Annotated in this window: 20 protein-coding genes; 12 read left to right on the top strand and 8 right to left on the bottom strand. The window is 41.6% G+C overall.

All coding sequences use genetic code 11. From position 1 onward, the window contains the following. Positions 1-11 precede the first annotated feature (11 nt). The 5 genes from ACYSNU_RS04280 (at position 12) to cshA (ending at position 6,515) form a co-directional block, all read left to right on the top strand. Positions 12-506, top strand: a complete 495-nt coding sequence (locus tag ACYSNU_RS04280; protein WP_461735970.1) for a GNAT family N-acetyltransferase — start codon at positions 12-14, stop codon at positions 504-506. 527 nt (positions 507-1,033) lie between these two features. After that, positions 1,034-1,480 (top strand): YaiI/YqxD family protein, encoded by a 447-nt coding sequence (locus ACYSNU_RS04275; RefSeq protein ID WP_461735969.1) that lies wholly within the window; start codon positions 1,034-1,036, stop codon positions 1,478-1,480. Positions 1,481-1,575: 95 nt separating this feature from the next. Continuing rightward, a complete protein-coding gene (locus ACYSNU_RS04270) occupies positions 1,576-2,619 on the top strand; it encodes a D-alanine--D-alanine ligase (RefSeq protein ID WP_461735968.1) in 1,044 nt (347 codons plus the stop codon). Between the two features lie 562 nt (positions 2,620-3,181). Further along, positions 3,182-4,558 carry a UDP-N-acetylmuramoyl-tripeptide--D-alanyl-D-alanine ligase gene (locus ACYSNU_RS04265; protein WP_461735967.1) on the top strand — a complete coding sequence of 459 codons (1,377 nt, stop codon included), beginning with the start codon at positions 3,182-3,184 and terminating at the stop codon, positions 4,556-4,558. A gap of 394 nt (positions 4,559-4,952) precedes the next feature. After that, the gene (gene cshA, locus ACYSNU_RS04260) at positions 4,953-6,515 is read left to right on the top strand and encodes a degradosome RNA helicase CshA (RefSeq protein ID WP_461735966.1); all 1,563 of its coding nucleotides are present in this window, start codon (positions 4,953-4,955) and stop codon (positions 6,513-6,515) included. A 75-nt stretch (positions 6,516-6,590) separates the two neighbouring features. Here cshA and ACYSNU_RS04255 read toward each other — a convergent pair whose 3' ends face one another. Beyond that, the gene (locus ACYSNU_RS04255; protein ID WP_461735965.1) at positions 6,591-7,388 is read right to left on the bottom strand and encodes an alpha/beta fold hydrolase; all 798 of its coding nucleotides are present in this window, start codon (positions 7,386-7,388) and stop codon (positions 6,591-6,593) included. After that, positions 7,375-8,475, bottom strand: coding sequence for a threonine aldolase family protein (locus ACYSNU_RS04250; RefSeq protein ID WP_461735964.1), 1,101 nt, complete (start codon positions 8,473-8,475; stop codon positions 7,375-7,377). The genes ACYSNU_RS04255 and ACYSNU_RS04250 overlap by 14 nt, the downstream gene beginning before the upstream one ends. 357 nt (positions 8,476-8,832) lie before the next feature. On the opposite strand from ACYSNU_RS04250, the gene ACYSNU_RS04245 reads away from it, so the two are divergent. Further along, entirely contained in the window at positions 8,833-9,375 is a 543-nt protein-coding gene (locus ACYSNU_RS04245; protein WP_461735963.1) for a hypothetical protein, read from the top strand. 130 nt (positions 9,376-9,505) lie between these two features. Here ACYSNU_RS04245 and ACYSNU_RS04240 read toward each other — a convergent pair whose 3' ends face one another. The 6 genes from ACYSNU_RS04240 to ACYSNU_RS04215 form a co-directional block, all read right to left on the bottom strand. Further along, positions 9,506-10,186 (bottom strand): YoaK family protein, encoded by a 681-nt coding sequence (locus ACYSNU_RS04240; RefSeq protein WP_461735962.1) that lies wholly within the window; start codon positions 10,184-10,186, stop codon positions 9,506-9,508. 82 nt (positions 10,187-10,268) lie between these two features. Further along, on the bottom strand, positions 10,269-11,522 hold the full coding sequence (locus ACYSNU_RS04235) for a cupin domain-containing protein (RefSeq protein ID WP_461735961.1): 1,254 nt from the start codon (positions 11,520-11,522) through the stop codon (positions 10,269-10,271). 41 nt (positions 11,523-11,563) lie between these two features. Continuing rightward, positions 11,564-12,913 carry a dihydrolipoyl dehydrogenase family protein gene (locus ACYSNU_RS04230; RefSeq protein ID WP_461735960.1) on the bottom strand — a complete coding sequence of 450 codons (1,350 nt, stop codon included), beginning with the start codon at positions 12,911-12,913 and terminating at the stop codon, positions 11,564-11,566. A gap of 166 nt (positions 12,914-13,079) precedes the next feature. Next, positions 13,080-14,045 (bottom strand): S66 family peptidase, encoded by a 966-nt coding sequence (locus tag ACYSNU_RS04225; protein WP_461735959.1) that lies wholly within the window; start codon positions 14,043-14,045, stop codon positions 13,080-13,082. 87 nt (positions 14,046-14,132) lie between these two features. Further along, entirely contained in the window at positions 14,133-14,291 is a 159-nt protein-coding gene (locus ACYSNU_RS04220; RefSeq protein WP_461735958.1) for a hypothetical protein, read from the bottom strand. Between the two features lie 13 nt (positions 14,292-14,304). After that, on the bottom strand, positions 14,305-15,102 hold the full coding sequence (locus ACYSNU_RS04215; protein WP_461735957.1) for a DUF2785 domain-containing protein: 798 nt from the start codon (positions 15,100-15,102) through the stop codon (positions 14,305-14,307). A gap of 259 nt (positions 15,103-15,361) precedes the next feature. On the opposite strand from ACYSNU_RS04215, the gene acpS reads away from it, so the two are divergent. The 6 genes from acpS to ACYSNU_RS04185 all read left to right on the top strand — a co-directional run bounded on the left by acpS (position 15,362) and on the right by ACYSNU_RS04185 (position 21,703). Beyond that, positions 15,362-15,721, top strand: coding sequence for a holo-ACP synthase (gene acpS / locus ACYSNU_RS04210; RefSeq protein ID WP_461735956.1), 360 nt, complete (start codon positions 15,362-15,364; stop codon positions 15,719-15,721). Between the two features lies 1 nt (position 15,722). Further along, on the top strand, positions 15,723-16,844 hold the full coding sequence (gene alr / locus ACYSNU_RS04205) for an alanine racemase (protein WP_461735955.1): 1,122 nt from the start codon (positions 15,723-15,725) through the stop codon (positions 16,842-16,844). A gap of 12 nt (positions 16,845-16,856) precedes the next feature. Beyond that, positions 16,857-17,216, top strand: coding sequence for a type II toxin-antitoxin system PemK/MazF family toxin (locus tag ACYSNU_RS04200; RefSeq protein WP_265459322.1), 360 nt, complete (start codon positions 16,857-16,859; stop codon positions 17,214-17,216). Positions 17,217-17,426: 210 nt separating this feature from the next. Next, positions 17,427-17,711: a hypothetical protein gene (locus tag ACYSNU_RS04195; protein ID WP_461735954.1), complete on the top strand. Its 285-nt coding sequence runs from the start codon at positions 17,427-17,429 to the stop codon at positions 17,709-17,711. 379 nt (positions 17,712-18,090) lie between these two features. Continuing rightward, positions 18,091-19,830: an ABC transporter ATP-binding protein gene (locus ACYSNU_RS04190; RefSeq protein ID WP_461735953.1), complete on the top strand. Its 1,740-nt coding sequence runs from the start codon at positions 18,091-18,093 to the stop codon at positions 19,828-19,830. Further along, the gene (locus tag ACYSNU_RS04185) at positions 19,820-21,703 is read left to right on the top strand and encodes an ABC transporter ATP-binding protein (protein WP_461735952.1); all 1,884 of its coding nucleotides are present in this window, start codon (positions 19,820-19,822) and stop codon (positions 21,701-21,703) included. The genes ACYSNU_RS04190 and ACYSNU_RS04185 overlap by 11 nt, the downstream gene beginning before the upstream one ends. The last annotated feature ends 64 nt before the right edge of the window (positions 21,704-21,767 follow it).

Here is a 21,767-nt window from a genome sequence, read left to right as displayed (position 1 = left end):
GAGGCAGGATTATGCTAGTGAAAAAAAGAATTCAAACGCCGGCGGAGGTAGCGCAGTTGCTGCCGGAATTGCAGGAAATTTGGCAAGAAGTCTTTACGCCGATTATCGGAGCTGAGCAGGTAACTTATATGTTGCAAACTTATCAGTCCAAAGAAAATATTTTAGCTGAAATTGCCAGAGGTGTTGAATATTACTTATTATTCAACCAAGAACAAGTCGTTGGCTACACAGCTTTTGATTTTCAAGGGGAGCAATTGTATCTCAGCAAGATTTATTTGAAGGCGGCTTCTCGGGGACAAGGCTTATCCTCTGAATTATTCGCATGGTATGAAGAGGTGGCCAGAAAAGCCGGTATTAAAAAATTATACTTGCGGGTCAACCAGCACAACCAGCAAGCTGTTGCGGTCTATCAGCATAAAGGTTTTCAATTAATCAAGACGCAGGTGGATGAAATTGGCGCCGGTTTTGTAATGGAAGATTATATTTTCGAAAAAAACCTAGATTAGTAGGGCTATTTGTGTTACAGTCTATCTTATGCGACGAGTCGAGTAAGCTATGGCAAATTTTTGTAAGACATTAGTCTTGTTTAATTTGTCCCAAAATAGCGAATTGACAGCAGGAGTACAAGTCTTTTGACAGCTGTCGGATTGCAGCCGTACTGGACAGGGAATTTTGTGGAGAAAGAACTGTCTAAAGTTTTGCTGATTAATTTCAGGAAAATTTTATTGCGGGAACACAACTGCCTTTTTCGGTGGTTGTGTTTTTTTGTTTCAGCTAAATTATTGACTGCAAAAATTTTTGATGGGTCTGTCGATTTTTTATGATTTTTTACAGAAAGTGATTTTTGTTTAGCACTTTTTTTATCTCCCAAAAATGAAATTTACTTGAATCATCAGTTTTTAGATTATCAAAAATATTCAAAATTCAATTGAAAAAATTGAGTATCAAAATTAAAAATAATTATTGTGTGTTATTTAATTTATTATAGCTATGTTTTTTATTTGAGAAAATTACTACTTATAAGAGGTGACATATGCAAATTTTTATCGATGGCGATGGATCGCCGGTCAAAGATGATGCGATTGAGCTGGCGGGGCAGTCAGGCTTTTTAGTGACGATTGTCACCAGCGTTGATCACTATACTGAAAAAAAATATCCGACTTTTGTCTCGCTCGTCTATGTTGACAAAGGTTTGGATTCAGCGGATTTCAAAATTGTCGGCTTGATTCAAAAAGGCGATCTCTTAATCACTCAAGATTATGGCTTGGCTTCGTTAGTTTTAGGTAAAGGAGTTCGTGTCTTACACCAAACCGGTTTGGAATTCACCCAGCAAAATATTGAGAATATGTTAGAGGCCCGCTATTATGGTGCAAAGGTCCGTCAAGCAGGCGGTCGCACAAAAGGCTCCAAGCCTTACAGTAAAGAAGACCGCCAACACTTCCGCCAAGCTCTGTCAAATATTTTACTCTCAGAGCAATAAATTTCTCTGAAGCAGAAAAACTTTTATGGTAGAATATGGTGAACTTAAGCAGATTCAAAGTTAAAAATTGAATCGAGACTGGAGGAAATCTCGTTTTGAAAATTTATTTATTATATGGAGGCAAAAGTGCCGAGCATGATGTCTCAATCATGTCCGCTTTTTCAGTACTCAATGCAATTTATTTCAATTATTATCAAGTGCAACTGGTGATGATTACCAAGCAGGGCCAATGGTTGAAGGGCCCTTTATTAACAGAAGCACCTGAAACGGCAGCTGAATTGGACTTGGTTGCATTGAATAACGGCGAAGAAATAAATCCTGGAATGATTAAAGATGAGAATGGAATTGTTTTTCCAGTTCTTCACGGTCCAAACGGCGAAGACGGAACGATTCAAGGCTTTTTGGAAACCTTGAACATGCCGTATATTGGCGCCGGTGTGATGACGAGCGCCACAGCGATGGATAAAATTATGACCAAATATGTTCTGCAGGCAGCGGGAATTCCTCAAGTTCCTTATGTCTCAGTGTTGGCCTCTCAATGGAAGGAAAATCCTAAGCAGGTTTTTGATGAATGTGAAGGGGCTTTGTTGTACCCAATGTTTATTAAGCCAGCCAATCTAGGCTCTAGCGTCGGCATTTCAAAGGCGGAAAATCGTCAAGAATTGCAAAAAGGTTTATTGGAGGCTTATCGATACGATTCCCGCGTTATCGTCGAGCAGGGGATTGAAGCCCGTGAAATTGAAGTGGCTATTTTAGGTAATGAAGATGTGCGCACCACTTTGCCGGGGGAAATTGTAAAAGATGTAGCCTTTTATGATTATGATTCAAAATACATCGATAATAAAATTGAGATGGCGATTCCCGCTCAGGTGCCGCCGGAGGTTGCTGCTAAAGCCCGCTCATATGCTGAAAAAGCTTATGTGATGCTAGGTGGCGCTGGTTTAAGCCGCTGCGACTTTTTCTTGACGGCTCAAAACGAATTATTTTTAAATGAATTAAATACGATGCCCGGCTTCACCCAATTCAGCATGTATCCTTTGCTGTGGGAAAATATGGGAATCAAATACAGCGATTTAATTGAAGAGCTGATTCAATTAGGCTTAAATCGTTTTAAACAGCGCCAGAATTTCTTTGAATAAGTAACGGGAAAGTGCGAAAGACAAAAAATATCTCAGCAAATTTGCATTTATAAGTAAAGAGCTGTAATGTTTTCTTGAGCTTTAATGCCAACCGTAACTGAATTTTTCAATTCAGATGCAATCAAGGTTTGTGACATAAGGCCCTGGGCTTATGCTACAAACCTTGTCTTTTGTTCAACTGATGGCGGGTTAAGTTAGCTGAAATTTTTCAACTAAGTTAAGCGGACCAACACTTTGACAAAATACAGAGGAATCGGTTACGGTTGCTCTCATATGAAATTAAAATTGCCGTTTAAAGTTCTTCTAAGACGAATACCAACTAGTGCATCGTATGCGGAATGAGCAGGAGCATCAAAATAATTTTCGGCACGAAAATTATTACCTTAATACGAGTAAGGATGCGAGTTCCGTTTTTAGCAGTTTTTCAGCAAATAGAAATCATCTTTTGTCTTTTATACAAGGCAACAAGGACCATAGTTTAACGGAATCATATACGGCACGAGCATCAAACTAATTTTCGGAAAGAAAATTATTACCTTAATACGAGTAAGGAGCGAGTTACATGAAATTTACAGTTCAGGAAATTGCCCAGGCGGTGAATGGCGTTGCGGTGAATGAGGAAACAGCTACCGTAACTAGTCTTGAATTTGACAGTCGCAAAATTAAACCAGGGGGACTGTTTGTCCCGTTGGCTGGTCAACGGGACGGTCATGAATTTGTTGAGATGGCCAAAGCAAATGGTGCAACCGCAACTTTTTGGAGTCGTGAGCTCACGGAGGCTCCTAGCGGATTAGCGATTATTCAAGTTGCGGACGTTCTCCAAGCACTGCAAATTTTGGCGACTTATTATTTAGCGGTGATTAATCCTGACGTGATTGCCATTACCGGCAGCAACGGCAAAACCACCACCAAGGATATGACTGAAGCTGTTCTGGCTAAAAAATATCAAACCTATAAAACCCAAGGAAATTATAATAATAATATTGGGCTGCCTTACACGATTTTACAAATGCCGGAAATAACGGAAAAAATTATTTTGGAAATGGGCATGGATCATGCAGGTGAAATTGCTTTGCTTTCCGAAATTGCTGAGCCAGATGTGGCGGCAATCACCATGATTGGGGAAGCTCACATTGAAAATCTCGGCTCCCGGGAGGGTATCGCTCAAGCGAAAATGGAAATTGCTGAGAATTTAACTGAAGATGGTTTGCTGTTGATTCCATTCAATGAACCGCTGTTGACGCCTTTGACTCGTAAAATTATGCAGACGGTCACCACTTTTGGAATTGAAGAAGGGGTGATTGCCGGTAAAATTTTAGCGGAGCAGGCCCATAAAACAATTTTTAGTATCAATGAAGAAATTTTTGAAATACCTGTTCTGGGAGCTTACAATGTCACCAATGCACTGATTGCTTATGGCATCGGGCAGTGGTTTGGTTTAAGTGATGAAGAAATCCGCCAAGGTTTAGCTGACTTTCAATTGACGCAAAATCGCACGCAGTGGCTGAAGGCGGAAAATGGTGCGGATTTATTGAGCGATGTCTACAATGCCAATCCAACGGCGATGGCCTTAGTCTTAGATACTTTTGCTGAGTTACCTCAAGCAGGTGCCAAAAAAGTTTTGTTGGGGGACATGCTGTCTTTAGGCAAAGATTCGCCGGCGATGCATGCAGCAATGGCAGAGCATATTAACCCAGAAAAAATTCAAGAAGTCTTTTTATTTGGTCCTGAAATGCAGGTCTTGGCGGAAAAATTGACCGCTGTCTATCCTAATTTAGCGCTGACGTATATTGCGGAAGATATGGCGCAATTAATTCAAGTGCTGCAGGAGAATTTGCAGCCAACGGACAGCCTGTTATTGAAGGCTAGCAATGGCATGCACTTGAATCAAGTCGTTGATGCATTGAAAGTTTCTGAAAATAAAAAGGAAATAGATTGAAAAACAAGCTTTCCTGTGTTATAATGTGGCATTGCAGAAAAAGAAATGATAGCAAAAGTTTAAATCTTTTTGATAAATGATAAATGATAGGTTGAGATAAGCAGTCCATGCTCAAGCTTCAAACAGCTCGAAGTAGTCGATTTGCTAGTTGAGACAGAGGACAGATGATGCTGTTCTTGCCATAAACTACTTTTAAGCTCATCCTTTGTTCGGAAGAGAGACCTGATGCAACGGCCCTTGGCTTTTGTTCCAGGTCCTTTCCTTTGTTTATATCTTTTTCTGGAAAAAATTCATCATGAAAAGAGGCGCCTGACTTAGCAGCAGCTAAGGGGTGGAGACGAGCTTTCGTTGGCCTTAATTTCCATGAACAAAGAAAAACTAGGAGGCTTTATATTTGAAATTCAAAGATTTAAATTTATCCCCAGAACTATTAACCGCAGTAGAACGCTCAGGCTTTGAAGAAGCAACCCCCATCCAAGAAGCAACAATTCCCTTAGCATTAGAAGGTAAAGACGTTATCGGTCAAGCCCAAACAGGTACTGGTAAAACTGCCGCATTTGGTTTGCCAATGTTAGAAAAAATCGATGCCAAAAATCAAATCTTACAAGGTTTAGTGATTGCACCAACTCGTGAGTTAGCGATTCAAACCCAAGAAGAATTGTTCCGCTTAGGCCGGGATAAAAAAATTCGCGTTCAAGCAGTTTATGGTGGGGCTGATATCGGTCGCCAAATCCGCGGCTTGAAGGATCGTCCACATATCGTTGTGGGAACACCTGGCCGGATGTTGGATCACATCAACCGTCACACTTTAAAATTGGATACTGTCCAAACCTTAGTTTTAGATGAAGCAGATGAAATGTTGAACATGGGCTTTTTAGAAGATATTGAAAAAATTATCTCAAAAGTACCGACTGAGCGCCAAACATTGCTGTTCTCAGCAACAATGCCGCCAGCAATCAAAAACATCGGCGTTAAATTCATGAAAAACCCTGAGCACGTTCAAATCAAAGCCAAAGAAATGACTGCTGATTTGATTGACCAATACTATGTGCGGGCTAAAGATTATGAAAAATTTGATATTATGACTCGCTTGTTGGATATCCAATCACCTGAGTTAACAATTGTCTTTGGTCGGACAAAACGTCGGGTGGACGAGTTAGCTCGTGGTTTAGAAGCACGAGGCTTTAAAGCCGAAGGAATTCACGGCGACTTGTCACAACAAAAACGGATGAGCGTGTTGCGTTCATTTAAGAGTGGTAATTTAGATATCTTAGTTGCAACAGATGTGGCAGCTCGTGGTTTGGATATTTCTGGCGTAACTCATGTGTATAACTATGATATTCCTCAAGACCCTGAAAGCTATGTTCACCGGATTGGTCGGACAGGTCGTGCCGGTAAAGATGGTATCTCCGTGACGTTTGTGACACCAAACGAAATGGGCTACTTGCATGTGATTGAAGAATTAACGAAAAAACGGATGTCACCAATGCGTCCGCCAACCGAAAAAGAAGCCTTCAAAGGTCAATTAGGCAATGCCTTAGAGACGATTGAAACCAAGCTTGACGAAAACGGATTGGATCGTTACTTGCCAGCGGCTGATAGTTTGTTAGAAAAATATTCTGCCCAAGACTTGGCAGCTTTGCTGATTAAAACCTTAGCGAAGGATCCAAGTGACGCTGTACCGGTTAAAATTACTCCAGAACGGCCATTACCTTCACAAAAACGTGGTGGCGGCGGAGGTGGTAAACGCTCCGGCAATTATGGCGGCAAAAACAATCGCAATCGTCGCAGCGGTGGTGGCGGCGATCGTCGGGAAAATAATTATCGTGGCGGCGGCAAGAGCAAAGATGGCTACAAAGGCAACAAGGATAATTACAAGGGCGGACAACGCCGTAGTAATGCTCCCCGTGGCGAAAAGAAAAATTCCAGTTTTACCATTCGTAAAAACAACGATTAATTAACAAGATAAAAAGCTCCAGCAAGCTTAGATTTCATTACTGAAGTCAAGAGCTTGCTAGAGCTTTTTTTATTTTCACAGCGTTAAAAATCGTTCAAAATAAAAGGCAGTCATTTCAGGGCTATCAATAAAAACATTATGGCCGGTGTCATTGAGAACAGCAACCTCCAATTGATTAGTAGGAGTGATTAAAGCCAGCTGCTGTTGAAAACCGACGACGTCATCATTTTTCCCTAAGAGGATTGTGCCACGGTAATCTTGCGATTTTTTTTGGATGGCTGCTTCAATGCTTAAAGTGTATTTGTTTTCCGGCGAAAATTGAATCTGATGCCAGGCCGCACTTTTAAAGCGGCTGACTCCCGGTAAAATTGCCCGTTGATAGGTGAGCCAATGCTGCTGGCTGATGTTAACATTCATTGTCGCAAAGTTTTCCCAAGCTGGATGGGGATCAATATAATTGTCCAATAAAATCGTTTTGATTGGTGTTGTCTGTCTGTTGTGATTATTAGCGACAACAACTGGTGCCGTCAAGAAAAGCTGATCAACCTGTTGTGACATTACTTGGGCAACTGCCAAACAGAGATAGCCGCCATAAGAATGGCCGCAGAGCTGAAATTTTTCCTGTGAACTGTCTTGTTTAATAAAGGCCAATAGTATGGCCAACACATCATCAGAGGATTCAAGGTCGGCTGGCATTTCAGATTGGCCCATGCCCGGTAAATCCAGGTACACCCGCCGAAAGGTCCGCCCCTTGAAAAAAGGCTCATAAATCACCTTCATGCTAGTTAAGTCGACACCTAAGCCGTGAAGAAAATAAATGGTCGGACCACTGCCGATGATTTCATAATGCAGAAAATTTTCAAATTTTGGCATTTGTTTGATCTCCTGTAAAGTCCTGTAATAGCTTAAACATTTCTGCTAAGGTCGCCGCCGGAATCAAGTCCAAAGCTTCGCCAATTGAAATTTCACAGGCGCATTCGCTTTCGCTGATAACTGTCAAATTTCCAGTGATGCCAATGCCAGTTTCATTTTGCAATTTTGCCAGAAAAGCTGCTGTTTCATCAGAGTTTTTTGCAAAATGCAGATGGAACATATTGGTCACTGGGACTTGCGGTAGGGTGGAAATTTTAGCTGTGGCATTAAATTTTTCTGCTAAAAGCTTGGCCTGCTGATAGTAATGGGGCATGCGCTGTATATGTTTCTCATAAAAATAATCGGCTGAAAGAATATAGGGATAGAGACTGATTAAATCTCCGCCGTAGCGGCGCTTCCAAATTTTGCTGGCCTCTGTCAGTTCTGTCGGTCCCGCTAAAATTGCGCCGGCAATCCCGTTTAATCCTTTATAAAAAGAGACATAGACACTGTCAAATAAAACGCAAATTTCAGCAGCTGTTTTTTGATAATAGGGTAGGCATTCCCATAAACGAGCGCCATCTAAGTGAACATAGATGCCATTTTCATGACAGTAATCGGTGATTTCCTTAAGCTGAGAAAAACTTGGTAATTGACCGCCAATTTCTCTTTGGGGCAATTCAATCAAGAGACAAGCAAATTCTTGATTAAGCGCCTTTAAATCAGATAGCGTAAAGAGTCGATCTTTTTCCCCTAATAGAATTGTTTCAATTCCCATCAGCTCTTTAATGCCATCTTGCTCATGGATTTCTAAATGAGCTAGTGGATGATAAGCAACTTTTTTAATTTGCTTTTGATCACTCCAATAGCGCAGGCCGATCTGCTGGGCCATCGTGCCGCTAGGAAAGAATACCGCAGCAGGCTTGCCTAAGACTTGGGCCATTTTTGTTTGAAAATCTTCGATAACTGCTCCTGTGCCATAAATATCACTGGGAGTATCATCAGGAATTTTGGCTAATGCCTCCTTCAATAAGCCGACCGTTCGCTCACCGCTGCCGCGAATTTTATAGGCGGTTTGTTGATAGCTTTCAGATAAAGTAGATGTCATTTAATTCTTCCTTCCTTGTTATAAAAACTTATGTTATTTATCGTAAAGTGGCTGACAAAAATATGGATACTTAATTGGATTCTAGTAAGCATAGAAAATTTCGCTTAAAAATATTATAGCAACTATTTTTAAATTATAAAGGTAACCGCAAAATAATGTAGTGCCTTAAAAAGACTTCCCAATGGAAATAATGAAAAGTTTGTTTAGACATGACCGGTTTTCAGCAGAAGGTTAGCGTACCAGCACCTTAAGCTTTTCGCTAATATTATTGAAATAGTTTAAAATTTGCTGATTCTCAGCTAAAATACTTGGGAATTTGCTATAATTAGGTTGGGATTAGCTAAAGGGGGAGTGAGGATGAAAAAAGGAAAAAAACGTGAGCCACAAGAAGAATTGCCAGATAAACATTTCCTGCCATTGAATAAGGCGCAGGTTGGCTGGTTGGTCGCCTTGGTCTTGTTAACCTTTGTCTGGTTAATTTATCCGGGATACGGCTGGAACCATAATGTTTTCACGGCTTTAGCCGGCGATAGTGGCTACTACTCAGACGACTATGATTATGATGAAGACTATGATTATGACTATGAAGCATTTGCTTTGGAAAATATCGATTCAGTCGGAAATTGGACACGGGAAATTTATGATGACGTTGAAATTGCAACTACCAGATACGATGTGGATTATGAAGTAGAGAGTTATTACGGTGGTGATGACTTTGAAACATTAGAAGAGCAAGTCGGTCGCCCCCGCTCCACCTATCGGGACGATTGGACAGGCTTTGATACCATCACGGCCACTTGGGAATATAGTTCTGGCAATGAATATATCTCGATTGATATCACCTATCTTGAAGAAGATGGCATGATTATCAGCAAAGATATTTTTGGTTATGATGATTAAGCGACAGAGAAGATTAGAAAATATAAAAACAATCGCTGAGATTCCTGCAGATGATGCAAACTCTGAAACCTAGTTCAAAGACTAGCTTCACAGTTTCTGCTGCAAGGGAATTTCAGCGATTGTTTTAGTTTCAATCCATTTCGACTTTGGTAATGGTAATCCAGATAAAAAAGAGTAATGTCAAAATAAAGCTGAGCCACAGTGTCAGTGAAGCCTGCAGTAAATTAATTAAACTGCCGGCACCGACGCCGAGAATAAAAATTAAAATGGCAAAACCGATTTCGGAGAATTCTTTACGGGCGGTTTGATCTTTATCAATCAGCCATTTATAAAGATTGTTCATCAGGTTTTTAGTATTGCCGGTCATAATGCCATCATTAACAGTGGCGATGCCGACCTTTCTAAAAATGGTCAGCTCAAAGCCAGCTAGACCACCTAGTAAAAAGACCATAAGCGCATCAAAAATTTGTTGTTGGAATAAAGCAAATACTAAGAGTACCAGACTTTGTAATAAAAGCATGATTTGATATTTTTTGCGGGTGGTGCCGCTGACTTTTTCCACCAGCCACTCTCCACCAAAAGCTCCTAAGGCAAAACCAGCAAAGACGGCTATATGACCGAAGGCTTGACTGAATTGGCCGGTAAATAATTTACTGCTGAAGGCCACCATGTTGCCAGTTTGGGCGCTGACAAAGACGCCGCCCTTTTCCATAAAGGTATAAGCGTCAATGAAGCCCATCAAAAAAGTTGCAAATAAGGTTAAGACGGTCAAGGAGCTGAGGGAATTGATTTTTTGTTTGGCCTGTTCCATAGGCTTCCTCTTTTCTAGCAAAAACAGAGGTTAAAATTTAGGCAGATTCCTAAAGTTTGCACCTCTGCAGCTGTTTATTTAATTAAAAAACATCCTTGACGTTCAAGCCATCGCTTTCTTCTTGGTCGAAGGGATTGATGCTAATGTGTTTGGCAGCAGCTTGATTGATTTTATCTTGGTCAAACCAAATAACTGGTGAAGCCGCTTCTTCTTGTGGCAGGCTTTCAACAAATTCTTTGGTTAAATTCAAATGGTCAGCAACAATTTGTGACGGTGTGGTTGCCATCCATTTGTTCAAAGAAATATCTGAGTAATCAGGATTTTTGAAGACTTCGACAAAAATTAATTTTTCCGTACCAGTATTTTGGACATAATGACCAGCAACTGTTGGCACATAACCGACATCTCCTGCACGATAATCAAAAGTTCTAGCTAAACCATTCGAGTTAAAAACAGTCATGCGGGCTTGGCCTTGAATGTAATATTGCCATTCAGCGCCTTTTGGATGCCAATGCAATTCCCGCATACCGCCGGGCTCAACTTCAACAATGGCTGCTGAAATCGTCTTAGCAGCTGGGAAAACTTTTTGATCAATAATCCAAACACGACCAGCTTCAGACTCAATTGGTTTTAAAGAATCCATGTGGAAGGTCAAAGGTAGTGGAGTTTCGCCATTACTGTTAGGGCGTTTGACCACATCGATGGCTTCTGGCACAGCCGCTTTAAAAATGTATTTTTCTTTAGTTGGTAAACTTTGCAGCTCAGAAACTTTCTTTTTAAAGTTGGCAGCCACGATTTCTGGTGGTGTATGGGCCAGCCAATCAGTAATCAACATAGTATTATTTTCAGAGAAATCAGGTTCGCTGAAGATAAGTAAAAATTCACAGCCTTGATCTAAGCCTTGGATGGAGTGGGCGACACCTGCTTCAAAATTCCAAATATCTCCGGCTTTGACATCATCGATAAAAGATTTGCCATTTTCATCAATCGCTGTAACACGGGCGTTGCCGTAAAGCATCAAGCCCCACTCAGCTTCTTTGTGCCAATGCATTTCCCGATACACGCCAGGTCCTAAGTTCATGTCGACACCAGCGACTTGGTCAGAAGCCGGAATTTCTCGGTTGGTAACTTCCCGAGCCCAGCCGCCTTCTTCTAAACGATTGCGGACGTCATCATAGCTGAAACGCATGTTTGGTAAAGTACCGTGGTCAGTTGCGGGCGGAACTAAAAAATCGGGACCTTCAATATCTCTTAACGTATCATGAGGACCTCGGTTGTAATAGCCTTTGCCGTCAGATTTGCGAATGGGTTGTGGTTCTTTTTCTTCATGATTCATATTAAAAATCTCCTTTTCCATAGGTTAGATTTGGTACCAAATTAATGAACATCAAAAAATTTTGAAAAATCACTAGCGAGGGAAGGATAAGCGAAAACCATTTCCCGCAATTGCGTGAGTGTAATCTTCATCTTTAATAGAAGCGTAAAATAATTAATTAATAAATCGGCTTCATTGCTGAGACTGGTGATGCCGACGATTTGCTGGTCGGCTTTACGAATTACTAATTTTGTGCGGGCAATTGGTTCATTGCCCCGATGATAATTCAGCCAATGGGCCATGTCGATTTCAATAATTTCATAAAGTTCTGGCTGCTTAACGGCGTCATTGACAAAGATTCCCGTCTGAGCAATTTTCGGATTGCTAAAGACTGACATCGAAGGAATCGGATAGTCGATGGGCTTTAAAGTTGCTGCGGTTAAAAAATCCGCCAGATAATTTGCTTGAAACTCTGCGTAGTTAGTTAATTTTGGTGCTGGCGCATCATTGCAATCACCAATGGCATAAATATCGGCATTGCTAGTTTGCAGATAGGCATTGACTGCCACACCTTTACTTGAAAAGGTGATACCCGCCTCTTCCAAGCCCAAATTTTCAACATTGGGAATGCGGCCAGCTACCGAATAAACGACATTTGTTTCAAAAACGAGGCCTTCTTCCGTCGTAACTTGATACAAATCAGCTTTCAGTTGAATAATTTTTGCAACAGTATTATCAAAATGGTAGTCAACGCCCCGTTCCTTTAATAAAGCGACTAAATCGCCGACTAATTCAGGATCAAAAGCTCCTAAAGCCCGCTGATTATGTTGTAAAACATGAACGTGATCGCCGATGGCACTGGCGATATTGGTAATCGCAAAGGCGATGATACCTGCGCCGATAATGGTGATAGATGGGGGTAAACTTTCGGCATTGAGAAAATGCGAACTGTAATGGACATGCTCGTTTCCTTCAAAATCCAATACCCGGGGTCTGGCTCCTGTTGCCAAAATAATTTTTTTACCTTGGTAGTCAACGCCATCGACAGTTAGGATATGGGAATTTTTAAATTTTGCGGAACCGAAAATAGTGGTGATGCCAGCGTCTTCTAAGCTGGCCTGTAAAACAGTTGAGGTTGCGGCAATTTGTTTGTTTTTAAAGGTCATCAAGTCTGGCCAATTAATTTTTGGCACTTGATCAAAACCTTTACCGAGGTGGCTTTGGATAGCTTGCTTGGCTTCAACTGCCGCCAGCAAATATTTTTTAGGTGTGCTGCCATGATTAGCTGTAGTACCGCCCCATTGATAGGACTCGATAATGGCAACTGTTAAGTTTGCTTGTCGCAATCTTTTGGCAGCGGTTAAGCCGGCGATGCCGCCGCCGACAATGATAACGTCAAAATTGGTTTCCATAACACACCTCCAACTGAAATTTGAAAAGCTTGAATAATTTCAGTATAACCCTTCCGCCAGATTTCCCTAAATAAAACGACTTTAAAAAAAGCCAAAAATCAATAAAAAAACTGTCAATTTAAGTCAGTCAGGCTCACTTAAATTGACAGAATTATTATTATAAAATTTAGAAATCAGAAAAACTCACCGTCATGGCTTCCGCGTCAAAATGGGCATAGGCGCCAATCGGGGTGGTCATCATCGGACGGGTATGACAGCTGTCGTATTCATAGATGACCGGCAAGGGATTGCCATTCAAAACCTCAAGTAAAATATCAATCGGCTGTCTGCCGCTGCCTAAGTCATCATAGTTGGCATGCTTGCCTAAGATAATGCCTTTGACCATTTCAAAAACACCGGCCGCCTTCAGCATGGCAAAATTTTTCTCGACTGTGGCCGCGTCTTTTTCCGCATCTTCAATAAACAGTAAACTATTCGGAGTAATTTTCGGAAAAAATTTGGAAGCGAGAAAGCCGTACATGGTATTTAAATTGCCACCGACAATTCGCCCCTCTAGTTTGGGAGTTTCAGTATAGCCCCACTGATTTTTCTGCATGGTTAACGGTGCTTGATAAGTTTCCCAATTTTTTTGGTCATCGGTCCATAATTCCGGAGCATTTAGTGTGATGGCAGCATTTTTTCCAGTACAAATTATTTTTTCTAAATAATCCCACGTCTCCTCTGCCAACGGTGGAAACTCACCGAAGGAAGCGACTAGAGCTGGACCATATAAAACTCGGCAGGTTGGCGCCAAGCTGCGAACAGCGAGCAAAAAAGCTGTTGCATCAGAATAACCGACGATAATTTTCGGATGATTTTTTAAGTATTTAAAATCAAGATAAGGCAGCAGAGAATTTGAATTCGTTCCGCCAATCGTCGAAATAATCATATCTAAGTCATCATTGTGAATCAGCTCGTTTAATTCTGCGGCCCGCTCTTTAATGCTGCCGGAGCGATAAAAATCCTGCTGGCCGGTCAAACGGCCCGCCACCAAAGTATGACCTTTAGAAGCAAAAAAGGCTTGCGCTCGTTCAAAGCGCTGAGGCGCAAGAGCAGTGATGGGTGTCGCAGGCGAGTAAAAACCGATATTCAAGTGGAGGTCCCCGTTTCTTCTTCATTTGCAAAGTCCTGTTCCAGTATAGCAAAAAATCAGCTGTCAGCCATGATTTTTTTTGATTTACTAAACTAAAGTCAAAATACCGACAATAAGAGAAACCAAAACTTCAAAAAGAGTCACACCAAAGAGGACTTCTGAACCACCGATAACTTTGTCAGTGGTTTGGTAGTGAATTTGTTTTTCCGCCTGCCGCTCTTTTAACCAAGGAAGTTCTTCCACCAAAACCCATTCATCCTTAATAATCCTTCAAATAATTCATCAAGCTGTGTCGCAGGCCTTCAGTTAATTGCTGGGAAGCTGTCAGATGAAAATAAATGGCCGCTAAAAAATTTTCAAAGGCTGCCAGCCGTTGAAAATCCACTAATTCAACTGAAGGGAATTCTATTTGGTCAATCCAAGCAGCTGTCGCTTCGGCACTCAGCACACCATTTTGAATAGCTTGATAGATGACAGTTGCTAAGCGCCGCTCTTCTCCAGCGATAAAGGCTTCTGGGGCCCGGTGAAAAACTTGGGCAATGGTTGAAAATACTTCTGGTTTTAATTCCTCTGGGAAATCTTGATGCAAGAGAGCATAAAGTAAAAAATCAGCGCTGTGGGCAAATCCATGGACCCAACCGTAGGGCTCTGAATAGCCGGTAAAATCCTGTTCCGCTTTTAAATAGGCTAGCGCCCGTTGGAAAAAATAAGCTCGTTCCTGATTTGTCAAAAGCCAATGATAGAGGGAATCTTCTCGATTGTCAGAGTCTAATAGCATGCCATTCAACAAGGCAGCAAAAGTGCGGGTGACCGTCGCCGGCAACCCTTCGTTTATGTGATAAAAAATTAAATCTTGTTCCATCGTCTGCTGAGTTAGAAAATGAAACTGTTCTTTTGTAAAAGCATTTTCCCCTAAGCCACGGGCCAATAGCAAGTAGACCAGGCCATCACGAATTTGACCATCAGGATGGCCAATATTTTCCATGAGCCAAGTAGTTTCTTGATTGAAAAAGACAAGTGTCGACTGTTGGAGCTTTTCTTTTAAAATTGTATCCATTTATTTATCAACTCTTTTCTTTTATTGAATAACATTTTGCAAAATTCTCAAAAAATAATTTATTTTTGAGGAAAATATCAGGTATACTGCTATTATAGACAAATTTGATTTGAAAGGGTAAATTTTTTCAGCAGACAATTTTTGCTCAAGCTAACAAAAATGTTATCTAAAGAAATGCTTAATCAAGCGCTTGGCGATAGGCTTTTTGCTAAGTTTTTGATAAAATGAATGCATTCTGATAGGAAAAGAGATTGAAGTTATGATTAAAGGGATTGGTATAGATGCGGTGGAGTTGCGCCGCATGGAGGAAATTATTGCCAATAAACCACGGTTTGCTGCTAAAGTGTTAACCGAAAAAGAGCTGGAGCAATATAACAAGCTGAGTTCGCATCGCCAGGTTGAATATTTAGCAGGGCGTTTTGCTTGTAAAGAAGCCTTTGCAAAAGCGTGGGGAACAGGCATTGGCAAAGTGGCCATCCAAGAAATCGAAGTGCTTTCCAATGAATTAGGTGCACCTGTAGTCACACAATCTCCTCATCAGGGTAAAACTTTTGTGACGATTACCCATACAGATACTGTGGCGATTGCCCAGATTTTGTTAGAGGAAGAAGGAAATTGATGTGATTACGTCTTACCATCGCCCCACTAAGGCAGTGATTGATCCAGCAGCGATTACTGCAAATGTCGCTAGCGCAGTCAAAAAATTAAACGGGGCAAGTGAATTGTTCGCCGTTGTTAAGGCCGACGGTTACGGTCATGGGGCCACCGCTGTTGCCCATGCAGCGATTGCCGGCGGTGCAACGGGTTTTTGTGTGGCAACGATTGATGAAGGAATTGATTTGCGGCAGGCAGGTTTTACCCAGCCAATTTTGATTTTAGGCGTCACCGATGCCCGCTATACCAAATTAATTTTGGAATATGATTTATCCCTAACTATCACAACTCTGGCTGATTTGGCGAAATTTGAACGAGAGCTGGCGACGATTGTCACTTCGGGGAAATTGAAAATTCATTTAAAAATTGATACTGGCATGGGGCGCATTGGTTTTTTAAACACTACCGATTTGCAGATGGCAGTTGAAAAAATATCAACCCGTGTTAATATGGAATGGGAAGGTATTTTTACTCATTTTGCCAAGGCCGATACCCAAGATGATACATACTGGTTGGAGCAGCGGGATATTTTCAGTGCATTTTTGGCAAGCTTAACTAAGCTGCCGCGTTACATACATATCAACAACAGCGCAACAACGCTGTGGCATCCGAATCAAATCGGTAATTTAGTCCGCTATGGCGTGGCCATGTACGGCTTAAATCCTTCTGGAGGCGAATTGGCTCTTGAAGAAAAATTACAACCAGCTTTTGAGTTAGTTTCTGAATTGGTACAGGTGAAACGAGTGCCAGCTGGAACACATATCAGCTACGGCGCAACTTATACAAGCCAGCAGGCAGAATGGATCGGCACGGTACCGATTGGTTATGCCGATGGCTGGTTAAGAAAAATGCAAGGCTTTGCCCTTTTGGTTGAAGGGTCATATTGTGAAATAGTAGGTCGAATTTGCATGGATCAGTTGATGATACGTTTGCCCCAAGAATTTCCAGTGGGGACAAAGGTGACATTGATTGGTAAAAATGGCGGGGAAACCATTACGATGCAAGAGGTGGCCGATTATTTAGGAACCATTCATTATGAAGTTGCTTGTACAATTTCTGATCGGGTTCCGAGGGAGTACCGAAAATAAGGGGGAAAAATAATGGTTAAAAGAGGGGATATTTTTTATGCCGATCTCTCGCCTGTGGTGGGTTCAGAGCAAGGCGGCATTCGCCCGGTGTTAGTGATTCAAAATAATTTAGGTAATTATTTCAGTCCGACAATTATCGTGGCGGCCATCACCGCCAAGCTGGCCAAGCCCAAGCTGCCGACACATATTCAAATTGATGCGAAAATCAGCGGTATCGAAAAAAATTCGATTATTTTGCTGGAACAAATCCGCACGATTGATAAAAGCCGGCTGCGGGAAAAAGTTTGCCGATTGGATCGGCGGGCAATGGAGGATGTTAACCAAGCCTTATTGGTGAGTGTCGGTGTCGAAGCGTTAACGAAATCCGGTTAAGAATACATAGTTTGTTTCGTACATAGGAGATTGTGATACAAGGATTATCAAAATAAAAGAACCAAAAAAGTTGTTTGGCGCAGGCCAAAGCAGACGGTTTTAAAACGAAGACTGCTTGTGAGACTTATTAGAGGGACTTTTATTTTGAAACTTGTGTGGCAGTCTTTTTCTTTTCACAGCAGTGCTGGTCATAATGGAGGTGAAGAAAGCATGAATTATCTTTTTTTGATTGTTGTACTAATTATTTTTTTATTTTTTGTCGTTCGAGCTGTCAGGCGGGTCGTCCGCAATGTGAAGCAACCACGGCAAGTTTTAAACGGCTTAATTATTGAAAAATATAGCGACTCCCAAGGGAAATATCGGATTGTTTTTCAAATCCGCGATCAGGAAACCCATTATGAAATTTCACCTAATTTATTTCCTAGCGTCCAACCGCCCATGCGGGTAACGCTGACAGTGGCGGATGGCAAGGTGATTACCTTTGATCCTTTGTAAAAAGAGATTTTGATTCTGCAACATAATGTTTTTTACAGATGTAATAATATCTGAATCATCTTGGTTTTGTCACTGTGGTTCAGTCGGTCGACGAACTAGAAAATACCTGTGTCTCTGCGGCCTGGCAAGGCCTTGCCGCACTTCTCAAAAATTTAGCAACTTTTGCTGAATATTATTGGAGGAATTTTATTTCAGTATCCTCTAATACCACAGCCACCTTTTTTTGAAAACTAGTGGGAAATGTTAGATTTTTCTTTCAAATTCCGCTAAGATGTTTAAAGAACTCTCCCCATGACTGGCAGAAATAACTGACTATTCTGAAAAATTCAGCGATTTTTGCGAGTTATGCCACGACAATATTAGGAAAGGAAAAAAATTAATGATTAAAAAGCTCATGGAAAATATTGGCGAGTATAAAAAACAAAGTATTATCACGCCATTATTTGTAACCGGCGAAGTCATTTTGGATATTATTATTCCATTGTTAATGGCTCGCTTAATTGACCGGGGAATTGAAGGTCAAGACAGTCAAGAAATTATTCGTTTGGGAATTGCTTTATTCCTCTGTGCCCTTGTGTCATTATTCTTTGGCGCCATGTCTGGTCGCTATGCGGCAGTGGCCTCAGCCGGCTTTGCCCGCAACCTGCGCCGCAACATGTTCGCCCGTATACAGACCTTCTCTTTTTCAAACATTGACCGCTTCTCCAGCTCAAGTCTAGTCACACGTCTGACTACCGACATCACCAACGTACAAAATGCCTATCAAATGATTATTCGTATTTTAGTCCGCAGTCCTTTGATGTTAATCTTTTCATTGATTATGGCCTTTTCAATCAACAGCCAGCTCTCAATGATTTTCTTAGGCGTGGTGCCTGTGTTGGCAATTGGTCTAGGGATTATCATCCACTTTGCCTTCCCCGTTTTTCAACGGGTCTTCAAAATTTATGACCGGTTGAACAATGTCGTGCAGGAAAATCTGCAGGGCATTCGCGTTGTAAAATCTTATGTGCGGGAGGATTACGAAGAAGGAAAATTCGGCCGAGTGTCGACGGATATCTTCAAAACCTTCTCGAAGGCGCAGCGAATTGTGGCCTTTAATATGCCATTGCTGCAAACTTGTGTATACGCTTGTATGCTTTTGCTTTCGTGGCTAGGTGCCCGCTTAATTGTTGAACAAACTTCTTTAACTACTGGTGAATTAGTCAGTATGTTCACCTACACGATGCAAATTTTGATGAGCTTGAATATGTTGTCAATGGTGTTTGTAATGGTGATTACCGCTCGGACTTCTGCCGGTCGGGTCGTCGAAGTTTTAAATGAAGAAAGTGATTTAAAAAATATCGCCAACCCGATTACCACTGTTCCTGATGGTAGTGTGACCTTTAAAAATGTCGCCTTCAGCTATACCGATGATAAAAATAAATTGGCGCTAGAACCAACCAGCTTATCGGTGAAATCCGGTGAGTTTATCGGCATTATCGGTGGTACCGGGAGTGCCAAATCAACTTTGGTGCAGCTGATTCCCCGTTTATATGATGTTACCGAAGGAGAAGTCGAAGTCGGTGGCGTTGACGTCCGCAATTATGATTTGGAAACTTTGCGGGATGAAGTGAGTATGGTTCTGCAAAATAATGTACTCTTCTCTGGTACAATCAAAGACAATCTGCGCTGGGGAAATCCCAACGCAACGGATGAAGACATTATTCGCGTCTGTCAAATCGCTCAAGCCGATAGTTTTATCGACGAATTCCCTGACAAATACGACACGATGATTTCCCAAGGGGGAACAAACGTGTCCGGTGGTCAGCGTCAGCGTCTGTGTATCGCCAGAGCCTTGTTGAAAAAACCAAAGATTTTAATTATGGATGATTCAACGAGCGCGGTGGATACTAAAACCGACCGCAGCATTCGGGAAGGCTTGAAAAAAGAAATCCCAGGCACGACAACGTTTATTATCGGTCAACGGATTTCTTCTATTCAAGATGCTGACCGGATTATCGTCATGGAAAATGGTGAAATCAACGGCATCGGCACCCATGATGAATTGCTACAAAACAATCAAATTTATCAAGAAGTCAACGAATCTCAAACGAAAGGATTTGGTCAAAATGAAGAATAAAAATCAACGTCCAACCGGCCACAATCCTGGAAAAACTTTGGGTCGTTTACTATTAACCATGTTCCGTCTCTATCGTTTTCGTTTGCTCTTCGTCTTAATTTTAATTTTGCTTAGCGCCTTTGCCAACGTGCGGGGTTCCTTGTTTTTGCAAACCGTCATTGACCAATATATCACGCCAATGCTTGGCAGCAGCAATCCTGATTTCAGCGGCTTATTGAAGGCTGTTTTGATGATGGCGGGCATTTATGTGATAGGGATTGTCGCCGGGTTGATTTATAACCTGATGATGGTGACCATCAGTGAAGGGACTCAGAAAAAAATCCGCGACCAGATGTTTGAGCATCTGGAAAGTTTGCCGATTCGCTATTTTGATACCAATTCTGACGGCAATATCATGAGTCATTTTACGAATGATACCGATACTTTACGCCAAATGATTTCCCAAAGTATTCCCAGCCTGCTTTTAGCGATGGTCACCTTTGTGGCGGTCTTTATTGCGATGCTCAGCCTGAGTATTCCCCTGACAATTTTTGTGATCTTTTCTGTTAGCCTGATGTTTTTTGTGATTCGCTTTGTGGCAAACCGCAGCGGTAAATATTTTGGGGCACAACAGCGGGACTTAGGTCAGGTTAATGGCTACATTGAAGAAATGATGCACGGTCAAAAGGTCGTGAAAATTTTTAATCATGAAGAAAAAGTGATTGCTGATTTTGATGTCTTGAATGATGATCTGCAAAGTAGTGCGACCAAAGCTAACGCCAATGCCAATCAGCTGATGCCAATTATGATGAACTTATTGAACATTCAATATGTTTTAGTTGCGATTATTGGTGGTTTGTTATCAGTTTATGGTGTTTCCATATTATCTGTCGGGATGATTGCTTCATTCTTACAGTTGAGCCGCTCACTAAACGGCCCAATCTCACAAATTTCGCAACAAATTAATTTTGTAATTATGGCTTTAGCCGGTGCTGAACGGATTTTTGAATTATTAGATGAAGAACCGGAATCTGATGAAGGCTATGTGACTTTAGTCAACGCCACTGAAACCAACGGCGTTTTAAGCGAATCCATCGACCGGACTGGCATCTGGGCGTGGAAACATCCCCACGATGACGGCAATGTGACCTACACTAAATTAACCGGTGATGTTGTCTTTGAAGATGTTGATTTTGGCTATGAACCTAATAAAATGGTGCTCCATGATATCAATCTCTATGCCGAACCCGGTCAAAAAGTTGCCTTTGTTGGCGCAACTGGTGCCGGTAAAACGACGATTACCAACTTAATCAATCGCTTTTATGATATTCAAGAGGGTAAAATTCGTTACGATGGCATCAATATTCAAAAAATTAAAAAGCATTCCCTGCGGCGTTCGCTAGGAATTGTGTTGCAGGACACGCATTTATTTACGGGGACCATCCATGAAAATATTCGCTACGGAAAATTAAATGCCACCGATGATGAAGTGGTGGAGGCGGCGAAATTAGCCAATGCCGATTGGTTCATCCGGCATCTGCCGAACGGTTATGAAACGGTGATTACTGGTGACGGTGAAGGACTGTCGCAAGGGCAGCGGCAATTATTGGCGATTGCCCGGGCGGCGATTGCTGATCCGCCGGTGATGATTTTAGATGAAGCGACTTCTAGTATCGATACTCGGACTGAACGCATTGTTCAAGAAGGGATGGATAAATTGATGGAGGGGCGGACCGTTTTTGTTATCGCCCACCGCTTGTCAACGATTCAAAATTCCAGTGTTATTATGGTGATGGATCACGGCCGCATTATTGAACGGGGCGACCACGACTCCCTATTAGCTGAAAAAGGTATGTATTATCAACTTTACACCGGTAAGGTTGAGCTAGATTAAATAAAATAATCCCTGAGGACCACAGCACTGTTTGCTGTAACGACATCAAAAACTATTTTGAGTG

It is taken from the genome of Enterococcus sp. LJL120 (assembly GCF_054871765.1).
Note: the sequence above shows the minus strand (reverse complement) of the source record. Positions and strands in the feature narration are given on the sequence as shown.